Annotated in this window: 20 protein-coding genes; 18 read left to right on the plus strand and 2 right to left on the minus strand. The window is 39.4% G+C overall.

Translation table 11 applies throughout. The annotated features are described in order from the left end of the window. Positions 1-11 precede the first annotated feature (11 nt). A complete protein-coding gene (locus BM291_RS16435; protein WP_092899417.1) occupies positions 12-662 on the plus strand; it encodes a phosphatase PAP2 family protein in 651 nt (216 codons plus the stop codon). A gap of 361 nt (positions 663-1,023) precedes the next feature. On the opposite strand, the gene BM291_RS16440 is transcribed toward BM291_RS16435, so the two are convergent. Further along, positions 1,024-3,204: a TonB-dependent receptor family protein gene (locus tag BM291_RS16440; protein WP_175499731.1), complete on the minus strand. Its 2,181-nt coding sequence runs from the start codon at positions 3,202-3,204 to the stop codon at positions 1,024-1,026. 76 nt (positions 3,205-3,280) lie between these two features. Next, on the minus strand, positions 3,281-3,829 hold the full coding sequence (locus BM291_RS16445) for a hypothetical protein (RefSeq protein WP_139229117.1): 549 nt from the start codon (positions 3,827-3,829) through the stop codon (positions 3,281-3,283). A gap of 345 nt (positions 3,830-4,174) precedes the next feature. Here BM291_RS16445 and BM291_RS22170 point away from each other — a divergent pair, with 345 nt between their 5' ends. The 17 genes from BM291_RS22170 (at position 4,175) to BM291_RS16530 (ending at position 18,612) form a co-directional block, all read left to right on the plus strand. Then, complete coding sequence (locus BM291_RS22170) at positions 4,175-4,318, plus strand: carboxymuconolactone decarboxylase family protein (protein ID WP_217647333.1); 144 nt, start codon at positions 4,175-4,177, stop codon at positions 4,316-4,318. Positions 4,319-4,505: 187 nt separating this feature from the next. Further along, the gene (locus tag BM291_RS16455) at positions 4,506-4,883 is read left to right on the plus strand and encodes an ArsR/SmtB family transcription factor (protein WP_092899532.1); all 378 of its coding nucleotides are present in this window, start codon (positions 4,506-4,508) and stop codon (positions 4,881-4,883) included. After that, the gene (gene merTP, locus BM291_RS16460; protein WP_092899423.1) at positions 4,880-5,485 is read left to right on the plus strand and encodes a mercuric transport protein MerTP; all 606 of its coding nucleotides are present in this window, start codon (positions 4,880-4,882) and stop codon (positions 5,483-5,485) included. Before BM291_RS16455 ends, merTP begins: the two co-directional genes overlap by 4 nt. Positions 5,486-5,531: 46 nt before the next feature. After that, positions 5,532-6,878: a dihydrolipoyl dehydrogenase family protein gene (locus tag BM291_RS16465; protein WP_092899425.1), complete on the plus strand. Its 1,347-nt coding sequence runs from the start codon at positions 5,532-5,534 to the stop codon at positions 6,876-6,878. Between the two features lie 32 nt (positions 6,879-6,910). Continuing rightward, complete coding sequence (merA, locus tag BM291_RS16470) at positions 6,911-8,563, plus strand: mercury(II) reductase (RefSeq protein ID WP_092899427.1); 1,653 nt, start codon at positions 6,911-6,913, stop codon at positions 8,561-8,563. Between the two features lie 783 nt (positions 8,564-9,346). Beyond that, complete coding sequence (locus BM291_RS16475; protein ID WP_092899428.1) at positions 9,347-9,787, plus strand: hypothetical protein; 441 nt, start codon at positions 9,347-9,349, stop codon at positions 9,785-9,787. Between the two features lie 221 nt (positions 9,788-10,008). After that, positions 10,009-10,311, plus strand: coding sequence for an urease subunit gamma (gene ureA / locus BM291_RS16480; protein ID WP_092899430.1), 303 nt, complete (start codon positions 10,009-10,011; stop codon positions 10,309-10,311). A 17-nt stretch (positions 10,312-10,328) separates the two neighbouring features. Next, positions 10,329-10,697: an urease subunit beta gene (locus tag BM291_RS16485; RefSeq protein ID WP_092899432.1), complete on the plus strand. Its 369-nt coding sequence runs from the start codon at positions 10,329-10,331 to the stop codon at positions 10,695-10,697. 2 nt (positions 10,698-10,699) lie between these two features. Continuing rightward, on the plus strand, positions 10,700-12,427 hold the full coding sequence (gene ureC, locus BM291_RS16490) for an urease subunit alpha (protein ID WP_092899434.1): 1,728 nt from the start codon (positions 10,700-10,702) through the stop codon (positions 12,425-12,427). Between the two features lie 33 nt (positions 12,428-12,460). Then, a complete protein-coding gene (gene ureE / locus BM291_RS16495) occupies positions 12,461-12,967 on the plus strand; it encodes an urease accessory protein UreE (RefSeq protein ID WP_092899436.1) in 507 nt (168 codons plus the stop codon). A gap of 62 nt (positions 12,968-13,029) precedes the next feature. Next, positions 13,030-13,848 (plus strand): hypothetical protein, encoded by an 819-nt coding sequence (locus tag BM291_RS16500; RefSeq protein ID WP_092899438.1) that lies wholly within the window; start codon positions 13,030-13,032, stop codon positions 13,846-13,848. A gap of 24 nt (positions 13,849-13,872) precedes the next feature. Next, positions 13,873-14,586, plus strand: coding sequence for an urease accessory protein UreF (locus BM291_RS16505; RefSeq protein ID WP_245786902.1), 714 nt, complete (start codon positions 13,873-13,875; stop codon positions 14,584-14,586). Positions 14,587-14,606: 20 nt separating this feature from the next. Beyond that, positions 14,607-15,248, plus strand: a complete 642-nt coding sequence (gene ureG / locus BM291_RS16510; protein WP_092899442.1) for an urease accessory protein UreG — start codon at positions 14,607-14,609, stop codon at positions 15,246-15,248. After that, positions 15,248-16,060 carry an urease accessory protein UreD gene (locus tag BM291_RS16515; RefSeq protein WP_092899444.1) on the plus strand — a complete coding sequence of 271 codons (813 nt, stop codon included), beginning with the start codon at positions 15,248-15,250 and terminating at the stop codon, positions 16,058-16,060. The genes ureG and BM291_RS16515 overlap by 1 nt, the downstream gene beginning before the upstream one ends. After that, a complete protein-coding gene (locus BM291_RS16520; RefSeq protein ID WP_092899446.1) occupies positions 16,045-16,746 on the plus strand; it encodes a hypothetical protein in 702 nt (233 codons plus the stop codon). The genes BM291_RS16515 and BM291_RS16520 overlap by 16 nt, the downstream gene beginning before the upstream one ends. Before the next feature lie 11 nt (positions 16,747-16,757). Beyond that, positions 16,758-17,741, plus strand: coding sequence for an urea transporter (locus BM291_RS16525; RefSeq protein ID WP_092899448.1), 984 nt, complete (start codon positions 16,758-16,760; stop codon positions 17,739-17,741). A gap of 400 nt (positions 17,742-18,141) precedes the next feature. Then, positions 18,142-18,612, plus strand: a complete 471-nt coding sequence (locus tag BM291_RS16530) for a JAB domain-containing protein (protein WP_092899450.1) — start codon at positions 18,142-18,144, stop codon at positions 18,610-18,612. Positions 18,613-18,765 lie beyond the last annotated feature (153 nt).

Genomic DNA, 18,765 nt, shown 5'->3' on the forward strand with positions numbered 1-18,765 from the left:
ACAATTCACCTATGGATGTATTGAAGTACTTCAAACATTTCAGCAAAAGAAGAATACATTATTTCATCGTGGCATTTGCTGGATTATTTATTTTACTGACTGCCATCGTTTATTTTCTTCCCACCACAATTATCGACTATGAATTCTCTGAGGAGGTTCAGGAACATAAAAGTCCACTGCTTCACCATGCCATGTTGGCTATAAGTTGGTTTGGTTATACGTGGGTATCTGTGGCGTTGGTGATCGGAACTGCCCTGGTGTTCATACTTTTCAAGCATTACAAAGAGGCCCTTTTTGTGGTACTCACCTCTATTATATGGGTCATCACATTTGGGATAAAAGTTCTTATAAACAGGCCAAGGCCTTCAGAAGACTTTGTTGATGTTATGGTTAATGCAGAACATCAAAGTTTTCCAAGTGGACACACATCCTTTTATGTCGTTTTTTTTGGTTTTATAATATTTTTAATGCTTTTCAGAAATGAGATTCCTAAGTTAATACGGTATACAATAATTATTTTTTCCTTGTTTTTAATTCTTACCGTTCCTTTTTCAAGGGTTTATTTAGGTGCGCACTGGTTTACCGATGTTGCTGCAGGTTTCGTACTGGGGTTGTTGATACTTTATACCCTCTTAAGACTTTTTTACCAGAGCTTTCTCTAATCTTATTGAATGAATTATTCCATCTGCCCTTAATGGTATTCGCATTGTTTTCCTGTGATAAGGAGGATGAAAATCCACTAATTTATCTGGAGGGTACTTATAAAAGTGAAATTAATTATTCCGAAAATTCATCCGTATTTATCTAATTCCGAAAGTTACATTAACATATTGTCAGATATTTATTCTATTTGAATAAGAAATGGAAGGAGTCTTTGCTCCTTCCATTTTATCAGTAATTCTTGCAGAAGAATCCTGTAAGCAAATAATGTGCATTCAATGCAGCAAATAAATTCATACTAGAAATTTACTGCTATCAACCAGTTTAAGATTTAACTGGACAGGTTAAGGAATATATTTTCTGTTAAAGTTTAAAACCTATCGATGCAACAAAACTTCTTCCATCCGAAGTCCAGATTCCTGGACCTGGGTACATTTGTGGCCTTTTAGTAAAGTATCTCTTATTCAATAGGTTATTGATTCCTACGCGCAAAATAAATTTTGAAGAGACCTGATAGGAAGTGTTTAGATCCCAGACATTATAGGATGGCACGATTCCAACCGCGCCAGTCTCGGGTGGAGTTTTAGTGTTGAGTGCATCGGCATAAGTGTTTCCCACGAATTGATGCTGAAGAAGTACCCGTAATGCTCTAAAATGTCCCGAAACTCCATTTCTGCTTAGCCATTTTGGAGCAGCTTCAATTCGGTTACCTGTGATATTTTGATTTCCTTCTGCCACTGCTACTTCCCCTGATGTGTATTTTGCATCCATGAGGCTAGTTGAGGTATAGAAATTAAGCCCCCAATTTTTCCCCTTCATGAACTCGTAATCCAAGTAGAATTCTATGCCATTGTTCAGGCTGTTGCCAATATTTGACTTTTGGATGAAAGTCTGCCCTTCATGCTCAACAAAGATATTCCCAAGACGATTGCCAATATAAGTTCTGAAGAAAGTGATGTTGTACTTCAGACCAGGGATCGAGGAGTTTTCCCAGCCTACTTCGGCGTTGTAACCAAAGCTATCTTCCAGCTCGTCAGAGATCAAGGTCATAGGATTTCCTGGAATAATATCCTGAAAAATTACAGGCCGGTTGGCTTGGGAAAAACCAGTATAAAATCGTGAATTTGAATTCAATTGGTAATTAGCATTAATGCCAAGCGCTATAAAGTCGTAGTCTATAGTCTTTGGCACATATGCATCTTCGATGTAATCTATCCGTCCAGTCATTTTTGATGATCCCATTTCAACACGTATACCAGGAGTGACGCTGAATTGGTCTGTTAGGTAAAACTGATTTTCCAGAGCAAGCGCGAAGCTTTCACTTTTAAGGTTCATGTCCCTTTGAAAATTACCTTCCACTTTAATATCGTAATCTGTGCCTGTCGATCCTTTTCCACGTTGCCTTCTATCCATACTATTATTGAAATAGCGGAAGTTCGCTGAGAAGTTGTTCTTCATATTTCCTAACTGATAAGTATGCATCAGTCTTCCTTCGGTGGTACGTGTATGGTAATTGTCTATGTCCACGTTTCTAGCAGCATATTCTTCGGTAGCTAAATCGATGACGTCAGGTTTATTGGCAAAACCATCAAAGGTCACAGATGCTCGTTCACCGAAAACTCCTGAAACAGTCCAGTTAAGGGAGGTATGTGGAGATATCTGAAAATCAAGAATAACTGCTGGAATCCATATTTCAGGGCTGTAATAATTCCTTGCTCGTGTAGATTGTTTAGGATTATCTGTAAACATTTCATCATTCAATGGACCAGGGATCTGGTATAAATAGGTGCTTCTGGACAATTCGCCACGTAATTTTAGCCTATCGTTGAATTGATAGGTCAAGTCTATGTGTTGAGCATCTGAGGTAGAGTTTGAATTGTCACGATAGCCTTCAGAAACCCGCTTTTGGTAATAGGCATAGTAAGTCAACTTGCCCACTTTTCCTCCGATAGCATTGAAGGTAGAGAGCAGGCCAAAGGATCCTACGGTGCTTAAGTTTTCAAATGAAAATCTTTTCGTAGAATCGGGTTCCTTTAGAATGTAATTCAGCATACCTCCAAACTGCTGTCCATATTGAAGCGCACCGGTTCCTCGGATCAGTTCGATCTTCTCAACAGCTTCTATTGGCATAGAATAATGACTGGCGGGATATCCGTAGATATCGGTATTGATCATCACTCCGTTTTGACGAATGTTGAATTCCCAGCTTCTATGGCCATCCAGTCCGCGGACGGAGAAATTTATTTGGTTGCCCGAGCCATCCATGTCGTAAATAAACCCGCCCGGTATTTTAGCAAACAGCTGCCTTCCCGTTTTCTCAGCAAGGTTAGCCGGGAGTAGACTGATTTGGATAGATTCGGTTTTTCTTCCGCCGATCAGGAAGTTTCGACTTACATTTGGAAGAGGTGCTATCGGTGATAAATCCCGAAAATCTCTCAGCTGGAATTCCTTTAAGTCCAGTGTTTTGATGGTGTCATTTTGGGCATACGCGCATGCCATCAAGCCTTGGAAAAGCCCAAGAATAAGTAGTTTTTTAATATTCATAAGTTTGGATAAAATATATACAAAAAGCCAGTCGGGCTTAATTACTGGACCGGCCATAAAAATGACAGTATATGCTTTATCCGAATTGTGGGGGAGGTGTCTTTAGACTGAGAAAAATGTCCCTATAATCAGTCTGACTGGTATTAATATTAGTTGAATCTAATTTGGAAGACCAAATCTCAAAGTTGGATATTTCATTGGCTATAAAGTCTTTAGGGAAAAACTTGGCAAAAAGTAGTTTATGGTTTTGATTGTTATTATGAGCGTTGTCAGTAATAGATCTAATCCAGTCAGAAACCTGCTCGTTTAATTTTTGTTTTTGTTGATCTTTAATATAAACAACTTGAAGTGTGTCGTTTTGATAGCGTTGTTTGACCACCCGAAGAAATTGGCCATCAACTTCCATAGATAGGTTTGTAGTCTGGAAATCATCCTGATTGGCCATGTAAGGTAGCGAAAGCGGAATTTCCATCATTTCAGTGAGAGAATTATCGTAGGATTCTTCCCATATATTCTCCTCCCATTCTCTAGTTAGTCGGTATTGATAGGCAAAGAAGTAGACAATGTATCCGAAGAAATACAGGCAAAAACAACTGAGCAGAAATATGGAAGAGAATTTTCTCACTTGCTAAAACTACTGATAAATTATTTTGATGTGAAATCATGATCTATAAAGAAACAATCTCTTCAGTGATTCAGCGTAGTACCCAGCCTCCGCACTGGGAGTCCTAAAAATTCTTCTTTGTCTTACTTTAGACTTTTAGTCACAGAGAGCTATTATTTAACAGAGCCAACCACCCTCTACTAAAGAGCCTGTACCACAGGCTTGCGGGCATAGGCTTGGGGTGAGGTAAAGAAACCTATTACAAATTGGTTAGGATATTAGGGTCGGGCATCAAGAAATAATCCATTGGATTGTTTTAGTATTGGGTCAGTAAGCAGAAGAGGCAAATCCCATCAAGTACCACAAATGTTAGAAAAACAGATTCTAGAAATTGTTCTGGCAATTGCAGTGAAGACGTTGAGTAACTATTCGAATCATATTTTCCACACGGAAATCGATCCGGTATTCAGTGGAAGAAAGTGGACTAGAAGTGAAAAAGTAGCTGGTTGATTTCAAAAATAATACGGTAAGCGGCTTTATCTAAGTTTAATTTAGGATGAAGCCGCTTTTTTTAGAATGAAAAGTTCTACTTCAGTCACCACTAAAAAATAGAATTGTCGTTTTATATTTAAGAAGTTGCTTAAATAAGAAATCTATTGTTATATTTATGACGCTATTAAATTCTAAAGAGGAAACCATGGAAAACAATCAATCCTGTATCAGAGTATTTGCCGATAAAGATCAGATAAACCATTGCCGAGAACTACTACAAGCCAATGGCTCGGCATTTGGTCAATTGAGTGGTTTGCTGGCGCTCGCAGGGAATGAAGTGAGGCTGAAGATTTTGTTTCTTTTAGAGGAAGAAAACGAACTCTGCCCATGCGACTTATCAGACATTTTAGGAATGAGCATCCCTGCAGTTTCTCAACATCTCAGAAAACTCAAAGACAAAAATGTCATTGAAGGTCGAAGAGAGGGTCAAACTATTTTCTACTCATTAAAACAAGAACAACTGACCTTATTTCACCCCTTTTTCAAACACATCATTAATAATTCAAACATAGTTACAGTATGAGCGAGAAAAACAGCAAACTTGTCGGAGCGGGAATGCTATCAGCAGTAGCTGCTTCACTTTGCTGCATTACCCCTGTATTAGCGCTTATTTCAGGAGCATCAGGTGTAGCAGCAAGCTTTTCGTGGATGGAACCCGCAAGACCATATCTTATCGGAATCACCGTTTTAGTATTGGGTTTTGCTTGGTATCAGAAAATCAAGCCCAGGACCGCGGAAGAAATTCAATGCGATTGCGATGATGATGAGAAAAAGCCTTTTATGCAGACTAAAACATTTTTAGGCATTGTAACCGTGTTTTCAGCTTTAATGCTTGCTTTTCCAAACTACGCGCACATTTTCTACCCTTCAAATGATCACAAAGAAATTATAATTGTCAATGCCTCAGACATTCAATCGGTAACCTTTGATATAAAAGGAATGACTTGCGCTGGCTGTGCCTCACATGTAGAAAATGATGTGAATAAGCTGCCTGGTATTGTTAAGGTAGTCGCAATTTATGAAGAGGCGACAGCCAAAGTAGAATTTGATCAATCAAAAATAAGCTTGGTTCAAATTGAAGAAGCCATCAATGGTACAGGTTATAAAGTGGTGGGCAGGAAATAGTATTTTTTTGTGCACTGTATTTAAGAATTTAATTAAATAATTGATTATGTATAAATATGATGTTTTCGTCTTGGGTTCCGGAATGGCAGGAATGAATATTGCCAACATATGTGCCAGTAAAGGACTAAAAGTGGGGATTACGGATGAGCTGCCTTATGGGGGGACCTGTGCACTACGAGGTTGCGATCCAAAAAAAATAATGCTGGGTGCTACGGAGGCGAAAGATTTTGCAGCCCGACTTCATGAAAAACAAATCGCTGAAGTTCCGGCCATCCATTGGAAAGCTGCCATGAAATTAAAGCAGGAGTTTGTAGATGCAATGCCCCCCAAAATTGAAAAAGGCTATAAACACAATGGAATTGAAACATTTCACCAATCGGCTAAATTTATTTCAGAAAATCAACTGCAGGTAGGCGATAAAACGATAGAGGCTAAAAAAATTGTGATAGCTACAGGTGCAAGGCCTAGGGTATTAGGAATCTCGGGCGTGGAGTACACGCTGACCAGTACCGACTTCCTGAATTTTGATACACTTCCAAAATCGCTTGTTTTCATAGGGGGTGGTTATATCGCCTTTGAATTTGCGCATATGGCGGCCCGCTTTGGCAGCGAAGTCACCATCCTGCATCGAGGCAAACAGCCTTTAGAAAGTTTCGATCCGTTTATCGTGGAGCAGTTGACTGGAGCCACCCAGAAATTAAATATTAAGGTGGTGTTGAACACCAATGTTACAGCCGTTGAAAAATTTGGAGATTCTTTTACAGTGACAGGCAAGGATGAAAACGGAGAACAAAAATGGGAAGCAGAAGCTGTGATCAATTCTGCCGGAAGACCACCAGCAATTTTTGACCTAGATCTGAAAAAAGCGAATATCGCATTCAGTAAAAGAGGGGTCGAGGTAAATGAATATTTGCAAAGCACCACCAATTCTAACATATATGCTGCAGGAGACGCTGCTGATACGGATGGAATACCACTAACACCTGTAGCAGTCATGGAAGGGCATATCGTAGCTTCCAATATTATAAATGGTAACATTAAAAAACCCGATTATACGGCTATTCCTACCGTAGTATTTACCTTACCCACCATGGCATCGGTAGGCCTTTCGGAAGAAAAAGCGACTGAAAAAGGAATTGAATTTATTGTGAATAAAAAAGCTGTTCCAGACTGGTTTACGGCCAAAAGGATAAATGAGAATACTTACGCCTATAAAACCCTGATAGAAAAGGAGACTGGAAAAATTTTAGGTGCACATATCATTGGTCCACACGCTGAAGAAGTGATCAACCTTTTTGCCTTGGCCATAAAGGCTAGATTGACCTCGAAGGATATTAAAACGATGATATTGACGTATCCGTCAGCTAGTGCTGATATTGTTTACATGGTTTAAACACTTAAAATTTCAAACATTTAGAAAAAAATATGTATAAAGAAATCATAAATCTAGACATCATTGGAATGACCTGCGACCATTGTGCCACAGGTATTGAAAAACTACTTTCCAAAAACGAAGGCATAAAAGAAACCAATGTGAGTTATACAAAAGCTACTTGCGAGTGTGCTTATGACCCTTCGAAAACCAGCAAGGAAGAAATTATCAAAACCATTAATGGCACGAAAAACTATCGTGTCAAAGGTGAAATTCCCGAAAATGGTAGTGGTGGCAACAACCAATTTAACCTCATCATAATCGGTGGTGGTTCGGCTGCATTTTCGGCAGCTATCAAAGCCGAAAGTTTAGGTTTGACTACATTAATGATCAACGGTAGATTAGACTTTGGCGGGACCTGCGTGAATGTAGGATGTGTGCCTTCCAAAAACCTAATCCGTGCAGGCGAAGCGGCTTATCATTCTACCCATTCCAACTTTGCAGGCATCAAACCTAGAGGCGTTGACATTGATTTTGCCCAAATCATCAAAGACAAAAAGAGGCTGGTAGCCACTCTTCAAGAGAAAAAGTACATGAATGTAGTAAGCGATTTTGAAAACTTGACTATGCTTAAAGGTTGGGCAAAGTTCAAAGACAGCAAAACAATTGAAGTAGATGGGAAAGAATATAAAGCCCTTAAATTTTTAATTGCTACAGGGGCTACTACCAACATTCCGAATATTGAAGGCTTGGACAAAATCGATTATTTGACTAATGTTTCCCTTTTCGATCTGGAAGAAAAGCCTGAAAGTATCACCATTATGGGAGCAGGTTATATAGGATTGGAAATAGCTATGGCTTATAATCGCCTAGGGGTAAAAGTTCGGATCATAGAATTTACCGACCGGGTTTTGCGGTCACAAATGCCTGACATTAGCGAAGCATTGGAAACCCAAATGCGAAAAGAGGGAATTGAAATCCTTCCCAACTTTAGAGCCGTGAAATTTGAGCAAAAAGAAGAAGAAATAATTATTCATTGCAAATGCCCTGATGGTTCATTTACGGAAATTGTAGAAAATGGAAAAGTAGTGATTGCCACAGGCACAAAACCTAATACCCATACAATGGGCTTGCAAAATGTAGGTTTAGAATTAACCAAAACTGGACATATTTTGGTAAACGAAAAGATGGAAACCAATTTGGTGAACATTTACGCTGTTGGCGATGTAGCCAATACCCCGGCCTACGTTTATACCGCGGCATTTGAAGGGAAAATTGCGGTAGAAAATGCCTTCTCGGGAGCAGAAAACAAAGCTGATTATTCTTCGCTGCCTTGGGTGGTCTTTACTGATCCACAAGTAGCAGGAGCAGGTTTGGACGAAGCGCAGGCAGAAGCTGAAGGAATTCCATTTGAAGTTTCCAAATTGGAACTCAAAGATGTACCACGAGCCATAGCGGCAAATGATACCAGAGGTTTCATCAAACTTATTCGCAACACTGAAACCGACAAATTGGTAGGTGCTAGAGTAGTTGCACCCGAAGGTGGAGAACTTATTCAACAATTAAGTATGGCAATCAAATACGGAATAACTGTAAAAGAATTGGCGGACAGTTTCTATCCTTATTTGACTTTGGGAGAAGGTATCAAATTAGCAGCGATAACTTTTGGCAAAGACGTATCGGAATTGAGCTGCTGTGCCAGTTAGGCAGTCCTAAACGATCCGAAAGTTTGCGCTTCAAATCATCCTTATTTGGCTATTCATTGGTTGTCTAATAAGGGTTTTTGATTATTCACACTTACTGAATTTAATTATTAAGGAACCTATGGCAGGAGAGCTTTCCATGGTGCATTCAAATTCATTTAGAAATTGAAGTCGGCTTGTATTATCAAAATCCAATTAATGTCAGTTGATATGATGATCGATGCATTCGCTAACCAGGTCTATGATGAGCTGTAGAAAGGACTTGGATAACGTATCTCTGGAAGGAGAGAATAGATTATTGCAGATGGAACCGCTTTTTAATCAGTGGATAAAGGCATATTACCACCATGACACTTGGGGTTTTAATGTTCTTAACTGTAGCTATGTCCGATAAGGATTACTCTTTTCGTTTCTCAGGAATTTCTAAAAATCCCAAAAACTGGGAAAGGCAAGTGGGTTTAGGTGCCTTTGTGGAATGTATTAACTTTTGTTTTTGGGAAAAAGGCCCGGCTTCTTAGTCGGGTTTTTTTGTGATTTAACAATCTTGCCTTTTTTAAATTAATCCGTAATTATCTTAATTGATCACATTAAATTCAATTGATTTCGAGAGTTTTGACCAAAAATTAGGAGAAAAATAATTGTTCAAAATATTTTTCCCCTTCATTTTAAGGACTTTATATGACTAAGGAGTTTTTTTTAGTAGGTTTATTTTAAATAGTAGTTATAGACTTATACATTGCAAATCTAATTGAAATGTCAATGGTTAACATTTAAATAGTACTTGTTGTGCGAAATGATACCAATAGTTTTCCAGGAAAAAACCTACCGAAATTCGGTATTTCATTTTTTATGTTCTTGGGGATATTATTGTCCTTTACGACTCAGCTTGGATCCAAAATATCTCTGCCAGCAGTTGATTCTAGAGAATTTGCATCACAAATAATAGATGCAGATCATATTGTTTCCCCTAACACCAGCTTAATTGAGGCAACCAATAAAAATTTTATTAATGCTATAAATCAATTTTCAAGAATTGACTTTAGTGAATTCATTTCTTCAATTGAAGAAGAAACGGAAAAAGAATTTTTTTCCAATTACAATACTATTTTTAAATTTAAACTAGGCTGGTTTCCACCGAGTATTGATCGAACCAGTTTAGAATACATTTTAACAATTACCTCTAATAAGCTTTTCATACTTTTCCATAGATTGAAAATTTTTTATTAATCCAGTTGCATAACTGGGTTTTGCATAGTTTTTAACAAAACTAATTGCGCATTACTACAATTATTTAGCGCGAGTTTATGATAGCCTTTAAGCAAAAGGGCTATCAGATAGATTACTTCCTATATTTCAAAATCACGACATATTCAATTGAATACGAGTCTTTTAGGTTCTTGTGTTCATGTGATGATTTAATTTATACACGATATTTTAAATAGCTAACCATGAAGTTAACTTCAAGAGAAACAGAAAAACTGATGCTTTTCGTAGCAGGAGAACTTGCAGAAAAACGAAAAGCCCGCGGTGTAAAACTTAATTACCCGGAATCTATTGCCCTCATTAGCTCTAGGCTTCACGAACTGGCTAGAGATGGCAAATCCGTCGCAGAGTTGATGCAGACTGGGGCAACATTTCTTACCAAGGAAGATGTCATGGAAGGAATTGCTGAGATGATCCATGATATTCAGATCGAAGCAACTTTCCCTGATGGAAGCAAATTAGTCACAGTACATAATCCAATCCGCTAACCTTAATTAACACTAATATGATTCCTGGAGAATATATTCTTAAACAAGAACAGATAGAGTGTAATGCTGGTCAAGAGAGCATTACGCTGGAAGTGACAAATACCGGAGATCGTCCAATTCAAATAGGATCCCATTTTCATTTTTTTGAAGCGAATAAGCAAATGTCATTCGATAGAGCTAAAGCTTTTGGGAAACGGATGGATATTTTGGCTGGTACAGCCATGAGATTTGAGCCGGGTGAATCGATGGAAGTTAATCTTATCAATCTAGGAGGAGATAGGAATGCTTTCGGAGCAAGTAACCTCACACAAGGAAGTACGACTGACTCAGGAAGTCTGGACAAAGCCCTGAAAAAAGTGAAATCTGAAAACTTTAAAACCCTTTAACCATGAGCTTCAAAGTAGATAGAATCAAATATGCCAATATTTATGGGCCAACTGTAGGTGATAAAGTAAGATTGGGAGATACAGAATTATTTATAGAAATAGAAAAGGATTTCAACAGCGATCATTATGGTCAAGAGAGCAAATTTGGAGGTGGGAAAACGGTTCGTGATGGAATGTCTCAATCTTCCACCAAAATGCGTGACGAAGGAGTTCTTGATTTTGTGATTTTAAATATTATCGTCATTGATCACTGGGGCATTGTAAAAGGTGATGTAGGGATCAAAGACGGGAAGATTGTAGGTGTGGGAAAAGCGGGTAATCCAGACACGATGGATGGTGTAAGTTCAAATATGATCATTGGAGCTTCCACAGAGGTTCACTCAGGTGCTGGTCATATCATGACAGCCGGAGGAATCGATGCACATATTCACTTCATTTGCCCTCAGCAGATAGAGCATGCACTTTACAGTGGAATTACGACTATGATCGGTGGGGGTACCGGGCCTGCTGATGGCACCAATGCTACTACTGTGACTCCTGGTGCATGGAATCTTGAAAAAATGCTTCAATCAGCAGAGGCCTTCCCTATGAATTTGGGGTTTTTTGGAAAAGGTAATTGCAGCACAACAGAACCTTTGGTAGAGCAAGTGAAAGCTGGCGCGCTGGGATTGAAAATCCATGAAGATTGGGGTGCTACTCCAGCTGTAATAGATGCTTCGCTTAAAGTGGCCGATGAATACGATGTGCAGGTTGCTATTCACACAGACACCTTGAATGAAGCGGGCTTTTTGGAAGATACCGTAAAGGCAATCAACGGACGTACCATCCACACTTTCCACACCGAGGGAGCCGGAGGAGGGCACGCTCCAGATATTATCAAGATAGCATCTTATCCAAATGTGCTTCCTAGCTCTACTAATCCTACCAGACCTTATACTGTCAATACGATTGATGAGCACTTGGATATGCTGATGGTGTGTCACCATTTAAGTAAGTCTATTCCGGAGGATGTGGCTTTTGCAGATTCCAGAATTAGAAAGGAGACTATTGCTGCGGAAGATATTCTTCAGGATATGGGTGTTTTCAGTATGATGAGTTCTGATTCTCAGGCTATGGGTAGAGTAGGAGAAGTGATCACAAGAACTTGGCAAACTGCTCATAAAAACAAGATTCAGAGAGGGTTCTTGGAAGAAGACAAGGCGATCGAAGCCGATAACTTCAGAGTAAAACGTTATGTGGCAAAATACACGATCAATCCAGCTTTATCTCACGGTATTTCCAAATACGTTGGTTCGGTAGAGCCAGGAAAAATGGCCGATTTAGTGATATGGAAGCCGGCATTCTTTGGTGTGAAACCAGAAATGATCATCAAAGGCGGAATGATCGCTGCCAGTAAAATGGGTGATCCAAATGCTTCTATACCAACTCCTCAGCCAGTAGTGATGAGAAATATGTTTGGAGCTTATGGAGTAGCCTTGAAAAAGACTTCTGCAACCTTTGTTTCTAAAGCCAGTCTTGAGAATAACATAGTGGAAAAATATGGATTGGAGAAACAGGTTCTGCCGGTAGAGAATTGCAGAAATGTGGGTAAAAAGGATCTGATCCACAACGATGCTACACCTGTAATAGATGTAAATCCTGAAAACTATGAAGTTTCGATAAAAGGAGAAGTTCTTACCTGCGAACCACTGGAAGTACTACCATTGGCTCAGCGATACTTCTTGTTCTAAAGCCAAGTTTGGCATTACTAGTTTTATTCAACTATGGTCTGTAAAGAAGTAATCGGCAATATTAAAAGCCATGAAGTAGGCAATAGGCAAATCGATGTATTGCCACTGGAATGGTTTGAAACTCCCAAGCGACTTATGAGAAAGAAGTCGATTGGAGGCCAGGAAGTGGTGATGAAGTTTTTGCGTGAGGGAAGCAGATTGTTGGAAGGAGACATCGTGTATCTGGATGATCAAAAAGTAGTCGTAATCACTGTCAATCCATGTGACGCAATAGAGATCGTTCCCAGAAATATTTATGAGATGGGGACGGTGTGCTACGAAATCGGCAACAAGCATTTGCCACTCTTTATTCAAGATGACAAAGTGCTGGTTCCTTATGAAAAACCTTTGGAGCGATTGATGGTGGCGACAGGGTATCAGGTCACAAAAGTACATTGTAAGCTTCTGAATATGCTGAAGGCGAATGTAGAACCTCATCAGCATGGAAGACAGGGAGGATCGCTGTTTTCAAAAATCCTTGAGCTTACGGCCAAAGAATAACTTATACATTCCAGCTCCCTCTATCCTTCTGGGTAGAGGGAGCTGGATTACTCTCAGCAACTATGAAAAATCACTATCGTATTGCGTTTGCTTTGTCGCTTGTGTTTTGTATTTCCTCAGCTCACGCGCAAGAATCAGACTCCGCTCACGTGCAAGAATCAGATTCAGATAAGGGGAAGTTGGATCTTAGTTTTACACTCCAGAATATGTTCTATTGGAGAGGAGCGCCACTTTCCGTGTTTTCTACTCCTGAGCAGACTCCAGCTCCACTCATGATCGCGGAGATGACTTATGCCAAGAAAGGGTTCACTGCGGGGTTTTGGACGGGACAGTCGTTCATCAGCTCAGGATACAAGAACGCCAGCTACTATGTGAAATATGATTGGGGCAATTTCAATGTTTCTCTTTGGGATGTGTACACCTATTCTGGAGTAGCTCAAAATCGTAGTCGCGATTTCTTCAATTTCAAAAATGCAGAAACACAGCATTTTATTGATCTTGACTTTGGCTATAAGTTGAAAAAAATCCCCTTGTCCTTCTTTATTGCCACCATCATTTACGGCAGAGATGGAAACTATGTAGGTGAAGATTATCAGAATAGATACTCCACTTATTTTAAGGTGGATTACCTGCTTAAAGTCAACGAAACCATAGGAGTGGATTTCTTCAGCTCTTATGGATTGGTATTGAATAATGTTGATGGGGTAAATTTCTACGGCACATTCGACTCCACTGATTCCCATGGTTTTACAGAGTTTGGGCTGACTGGTTCCAAAAAGTTCCAGATTACTCCTACCTATTCCATTGACTTATCTGTGGGAGCTATTGCCAGTCCACTTAGCAAAAGGGTTGATGGCTTGATCGCGATTAAGCTATTGTAACCCTTAATTAATTTAATAAAAATAATGACGTCAAACTCACCCAAGGAAATGTCGGCCAATAGTCTGCTCAACATCCTTCACATTGCTGATCCTACGCTGCCCATTGGAGGTTTCTCGCATTCTAATGGTCTGGAAACTTACGTGCAACAACGGATCGTCAAGGATGCTGACAGTGCCCAGTTGTTTATTGAGAGCATGCTCAAAAATAATTATAAGTATAATGATAGTCTGACGCTAAGGCTAGCGCATGAATACGCCTCAGCTCATCAGATGGAGGAACTATTCGGGCTAGATAATGAAATTTCTGCACTGAAATCCCCTAGAGAAGTCAGAGAAGGAAGTGTCAAACTCGGCACGAGAATATTGAAAATCTATAGCCAACTGATCACTAATGAGCTGGTAACTGAGTTTTTCAATAAAGTAAAAGCCAAGGAGATTTCCGGTCATTATGCTGTGGTGTATGGTTTAATAACTTCCATCCTTGGCGTAGATCTCAGCTCCTCAGTCAACTCATTTTACTACAACGCCGCAGTGTCCATGGTGACTAATGCGGTGAAACTTGTGCCGCTGGGTCAGATCGATGGTCAAAGAATACTGTATGGGCTACATCCTTTAATCAATTTATTAACTGAAGAAACTCTTGTTTTGGACAAAGCGATGCTCGGGGTTTGCAATCCCGCACTGGATATCAAGTGCATGCAACATGAGCGCCTATATTCAAGACTTTACATGTCTTAATCACCCTAATAACTAATTCAATGGAAGAAAGAAAATATGTCAAAATAGGCGTGGCTGGTCCGGTAGGATCAGGCAAAACAGCCTTAATTGAGCGATTGACAAGAATGATGGCTCAGGATTACAGTATTGGTGTGATCACAAATGATATTTACACCAAAGAAGATGCGATGTTTCTTTGCCAAAACTCCCTGCTCCCGGAAGATAGAATCATCGGAGTTGAAACCGGAGGATGTCCCCATACTGCCATCCGTGAGGATGCAAGTATGAACCTGGAAGCCGTGGATGAAATGGTCGAAAGACATCCGGAAATAGAGATTGTGTTTATAGAAAGTGGTGGAGATAATCTATCTGCCACATTCAGTCCTGATTTGGCCGACATTACCATATTCATCATATCTGTAGCAGAGGGGGAAAAAATCCCTAGAAAAGGAGGCCCTGGAATTACGAGATCTGACCTTTTGGTCATCAATAAAACAGATCTAGCCCCGATGGTCAAAGCAGACTTGAGCATCATGGAAAGCGACTCCAAAAGAATGAGAAACGGAGCTCCTTTTGTTTTCACCAATTTGATGAATGACGACGGCTTGGAAGCGGTGATCTTATGGATTAAGAAATATGCTTTAATAGAGGAAGAAGCTGTAGAGCCTGAGCTAATTAGATAATGGAGAAATACAGTTTAAGAACTGGACTCAGGGAACAGACGATTTTGAAGGAGGCTTTTTTTACTCCACCTTTTAAATTGGTAGAAGTTCGAGAAAACAAGAAGAATCCCTTGTTGGAAGTCATGGTCATGAGTTCATCCCCTGGGATGCTGAATAATGATACCTATGATATTTCCATTGAGGTGATCCCTAATTCCTACTTGAATCTTCAAACTCAAGCATATCAGCGTATCTACGTTTCCGAGGGTGGTACTAATCAGGTGATGAATGTTAAGGTGGGGGAAAAAGCCTATTTCAGCCATGTACCCCATCCAGTAGTGCCTCATGCAGGAGCTAAGTATTATGCGGAAAACATCATTCACTTAACCAAAAGTAGCACCCTGCTTTGGGGAGAAATCTTGACCTGCGGAAGGAAATTCATGGAGGGAAATGAGGAATTCACCTTTAAGAAACATCATAGTTTGACAAAAGTCTATGTCGATAACGAACTGGTCTTTAAGGATAATCTATATGTGGAACCTCTGAAAATCAACATCAAGGATCTTGGTTTGTACGAATCCTACACGCATCAGGGAAGCTTGTTTTTTTTAGCTCCTGATACGGATATTTCTGAACGAATTGAGCTGATTTATTCTTCGTTGGAAAATGTGGAAGGGATAGACTTTGGTATTTCTAAAATCAGAGACAATGCCTATTTGCTAAGAATTCTTGGAAATGGAGGAGAAAAGTTGTTTAAGATTTTCAGTAAAATCCGAAAAGAAGAAGATGGTTTAATTAACGCTAGAGAAACAGAATTATGCAAACAGAATTAAGCATTCTTTTGGGGACTGCCATCTCGGTAAGTATCCTACACACTGTATCCGGACCAGATCATTACATTCCTTTTATTGCTATAGGAAAATCGAAAGGATGGAAGCTTCCGAGGATATTGTTTTGGACAATATTGTGTGGAGTGGCGCATGTGCTCACTTCCGTGCTAATAGCATTCGTCGGAGCGGGACTTGGCTTTTCATTGACCAAAATTGATTTTCTTAATGAGTTGAGAGGTGGGGTAGCTAGTTGGATTTTGTTTGCTTTTGGTATCCTATATCTATTGTATGGACTTTACGGAGTGTATAGAAATAAAAAGCACAAGCACTTCGATGTCTATGATGATGGTTCGGTCTATGTTTTTGAGCATGACCATCAGCAAATGACTTATCCAGTCAATCGTAAGAAAGTAACGCCGTGGATTTTGTTTATCGTGTTTTTATTAGGCCCTTGTGAGTCGTTATTTCCACTGATGACCTATCCGGCAGTTCAGCAATCTTCTTTCAATATGATGGCTTTGATAGGAGTGTTTTTGATTTTCACACTTCTCACTATGGTGACCGTAGTGATCTTGATCTACTCTGGCTTTAAGTTCTTCAATACTGAGTGGCTGGAAAAATATATGACTCCAATTTCAGGAGCATCAATAGCCATTTGCGGTATGGGGATGATATTTTTAAATTGGTAATTAAACTCGTTATGGATTCATTTGATTTTAAAACATTTGGGAAAGTATTCTTGAGAGGCGTAGCTCAGATTATGCTTCAAGAAAATGCCATTACAGGAGCGCTCTTTGTATTAGGGGTTTTTTATAGCTCTTGGCAAATGGGAATAGGTCTAACCATAGGTACTTTAGTGGGTACGATAGTAGGCTATACTTTCAAAGGATTTAGGAAAGAATGGGAAATGGGTCTATATGGCTTCAATGGTGCATTGGTAGGTACTGCGGTGGTTTTGGGATATGGATTTGGTTTTACAGCCTTACTGATTACCATTGCTGCAGCTGCTTTGTCCACGTATATCATGCACTATGCTATTAACAAGGGCTGGAAAGTGTTTACTTTTCCTTTTATTGTTGCCTCATGGTTATTTGTCACTGCAATCGGAAGCTTTATCATTGAGCCAGCTGTCACCACACCTCCCGTAAAGCCTGCAAAAGAAATTAATCTTCTTTCAAAGTCTTCTGACTTGAAAGAAGATGATGGGTACGATGAACAAGTAAACTATCTGGATGAGTGGGAAGATCGGTTGGATGATATAGAAGACCTTGGGGATGATGAGTTTCTAAATTCTCTCCATAGTTATGGACAAATAATCTTTCAGGGTAGCTTAGTTACTGGATTACTATTTTTACTTGGTGTATATCTAAATGACCCCATCGCAGGTGTCTATGGCATAATAGGATCCATTATTGCGATATTGGTAGCACATATTCTTAAACTCGATAATTATTCGATATTTCAAGGTCTCTTGGGTTTCAATGCTATCCTTTGTGCGATAGTGTTTTCTGGCTTAAGGCGGCGTAATGGATTGGCGGTAGCACTCAGTTGTTCTTTAAGTGTGTTTATCTACATTGTAATGAAAGACTTTGGAATTCCCCCTTACACTTTCCCTTTTGTATTAGCCACTTGGATAGTTTTGGTACTGCAAAATATACCCATTTCAGTCAAGAGAAAATCTTAATCAGAATTTGCTTCCTAGCTAATCAAAAATTCTCTTAGAGATTTGATCGCTTTGAAACGGGGTCTTTCAGAGACTTATGAATACTTTGGGTTTTACAAAGGTCTCAATAATATTACTTTTAAGTTGTTTGAGGGTTATTTCTGTGTTTTGTTATTTTTTTTTGGAGTCAATTTAAGAGAGTTAACCTCTTTAAAATCTTTAAAAACCTATATGTGTAATATAGATAGCTTTTAAACTTGAATTCTTCCAAAGTTAGTCCTTGGCTGCGATGCGTCCATGAGCTTCCGGCATAAAGCCATTCGCCTGCGGCTCATTATTTATTCCTTTTCCTCATGGCCTTATCTCCCCCAAGACCTGTGAAGCTGTCCTAATTCATTGTTCATCAAAACGAAAAGAAATTATGGATACGCTCGAAAGAAAAAATGATTTGTTTGAAGTAGCTGAAATCAAGCTAAGCTACAGTGCTAACGTAAAGATTTCACTTCAGCCAAAAGTGGAAAGTTCAAGACAGGTATATGAAGTATTTGCCCAGGCCTGGGATAATGACCGAATTGAGTTTGTAGAGGATTTCAAAGTGATGCTGCTATCTAGAGCCAATAGAGTTCTTGGAATTGTAACTATCAGTTCTGGAGGGACAGCAGGAACAATAGTGGATGTGAAGCTGGTGTATGCTGCTGCAATCAAATCAAATTCTAGTTCTGTCATCCTGGCACATAATCATCCCAGCGGAAATCTAATACCTTCAGAACAGGATAAAAGACTAACTCAGAGGATCAAACAAGCTGGCCTCATTCTGGATATCCCGGTCCTGGATCATGTGATCATGACTGCTGAAGGATACTATTCCTTTGCAGATGAAGGGGAGCTTTAGGGCTCTTACTTATGGCTGTCAAATTACCTTTTGTGTTCAAGCATGTTATGGTGCCATTTAAATACATATAATAGGTAAGGATATATCGAAGAGACTTAGTTAATTCTTTTAAATGGGACTCTGTTAGTCGAAGAATGTGCAAATGCAATAGCC

Origin of the sequence: Algoriphagus aquimarinus (genome assembly GCF_900112005.1) — a bacterium.
Taxonomy (GTDB): Bacteria; Bacteroidota; Bacteroidia; order Cytophagales; family Cyclobacteriaceae; genus Algoriphagus; species Algoriphagus aquimarinus.

Excerpts from the sequence above, each read along its gene's own strand:
- BM291_RS16530 (WP_092899450.1), top strand. The coding sequence starts at position 18,142 with ATGGATACGCTCGAAAGAAAAAATGATTTGTTTGAAGTAGCTGAAATC.
- BM291_RS16455 (WP_092899532.1), top strand. The coding sequence starts at position 4,506 with ATGGAAAACAATCAATCCTGTATCAGAGTATTTGCCGATAAAGATCAG.
- BM291_RS16465 (WP_092899425.1), top strand. The coding sequence starts at position 5,532 with ATGTATAAATATGATGTTTTCGTCTTGGGTTCCGGAATGGCAGGAATG.
- merTP (WP_092899423.1), top strand. The coding sequence starts at position 4,880 with ATGAGCGAGAAAAACAGCAAACTTGTCGGAGCGGGAATGCTATCAGCA.
- ureA (WP_092899430.1), top strand. The coding sequence starts at position 10,009 with ATGAAGTTAACTTCAAGAGAAACAGAAAAACTGATGCTTTTCGTAGCA.
- ureG (WP_092899442.1), top strand. The coding sequence starts at position 14,607 with ATGGAAGAAAGAAAATATGTCAAAATAGGCGTGGCTGGTCCGGTAGGA.
- merA (WP_092899427.1), top strand. The coding sequence starts at position 6,911 with ATGTATAAAGAAATCATAAATCTAGACATCATTGGAATGACCTGCGAC.
- BM291_RS16435 (WP_092899417.1), top strand. The coding sequence starts at position 12 with ATGGATGTATTGAAGTACTTCAAACATTTCAGCAAAAGAAGAATACAT.
- BM291_RS16525 (WP_092899448.1), top strand. The coding sequence starts at position 16,758 with ATGGATTCATTTGATTTTAAAACATTTGGGAAAGTATTCTTGAGAGGC.
- BM291_RS16440 (WP_175499731.1), bottom strand. The coding sequence starts at position 3,204 with ATGAATATTAAAAAACTACTTATTCTTGGGCTTTTCCAAGGCTTGATG.
- BM291_RS16500 (WP_092899438.1), top strand. The coding sequence starts at position 13,030 with ATGAAAAATCACTATCGTATTGCGTTTGCTTTGTCGCTTGTGTTTTGT.
- ureE (WP_092899436.1), top strand. The coding sequence starts at position 12,461 with ATGGTCTGTAAAGAAGTAATCGGCAATATTAAAAGCCATGAAGTAGGC.
- BM291_RS16505 (WP_245786902.1), top strand. The coding sequence starts at position 13,873 with ATGACGTCAAACTCACCCAAGGAAATGTCGGCCAATAGTCTGCTCAAC.
- BM291_RS16515 (WP_092899444.1), top strand. The coding sequence starts at position 15,248 with ATGGAGAAATACAGTTTAAGAACTGGACTCAGGGAACAGACGATTTTG.
- BM291_RS16520 (WP_092899446.1), top strand. The coding sequence starts at position 16,045 with ATGCAAACAGAATTAAGCATTCTTTTGGGGACTGCCATCTCGGTAAGT.
- BM291_RS22170 (WP_217647333.1), top strand. The coding sequence starts at position 4,175 with ATGTTAGAAAAACAGATTCTAGAAATTGTTCTGGCAATTGCAGTGAAG.
- ureC (WP_092899434.1), top strand. The coding sequence starts at position 10,700 with ATGAGCTTCAAAGTAGATAGAATCAAATATGCCAATATTTATGGGCCA.
- BM291_RS16485 (WP_092899432.1), top strand. The coding sequence starts at position 10,329 with ATGATTCCTGGAGAATATATTCTTAAACAAGAACAGATAGAGTGTAAT.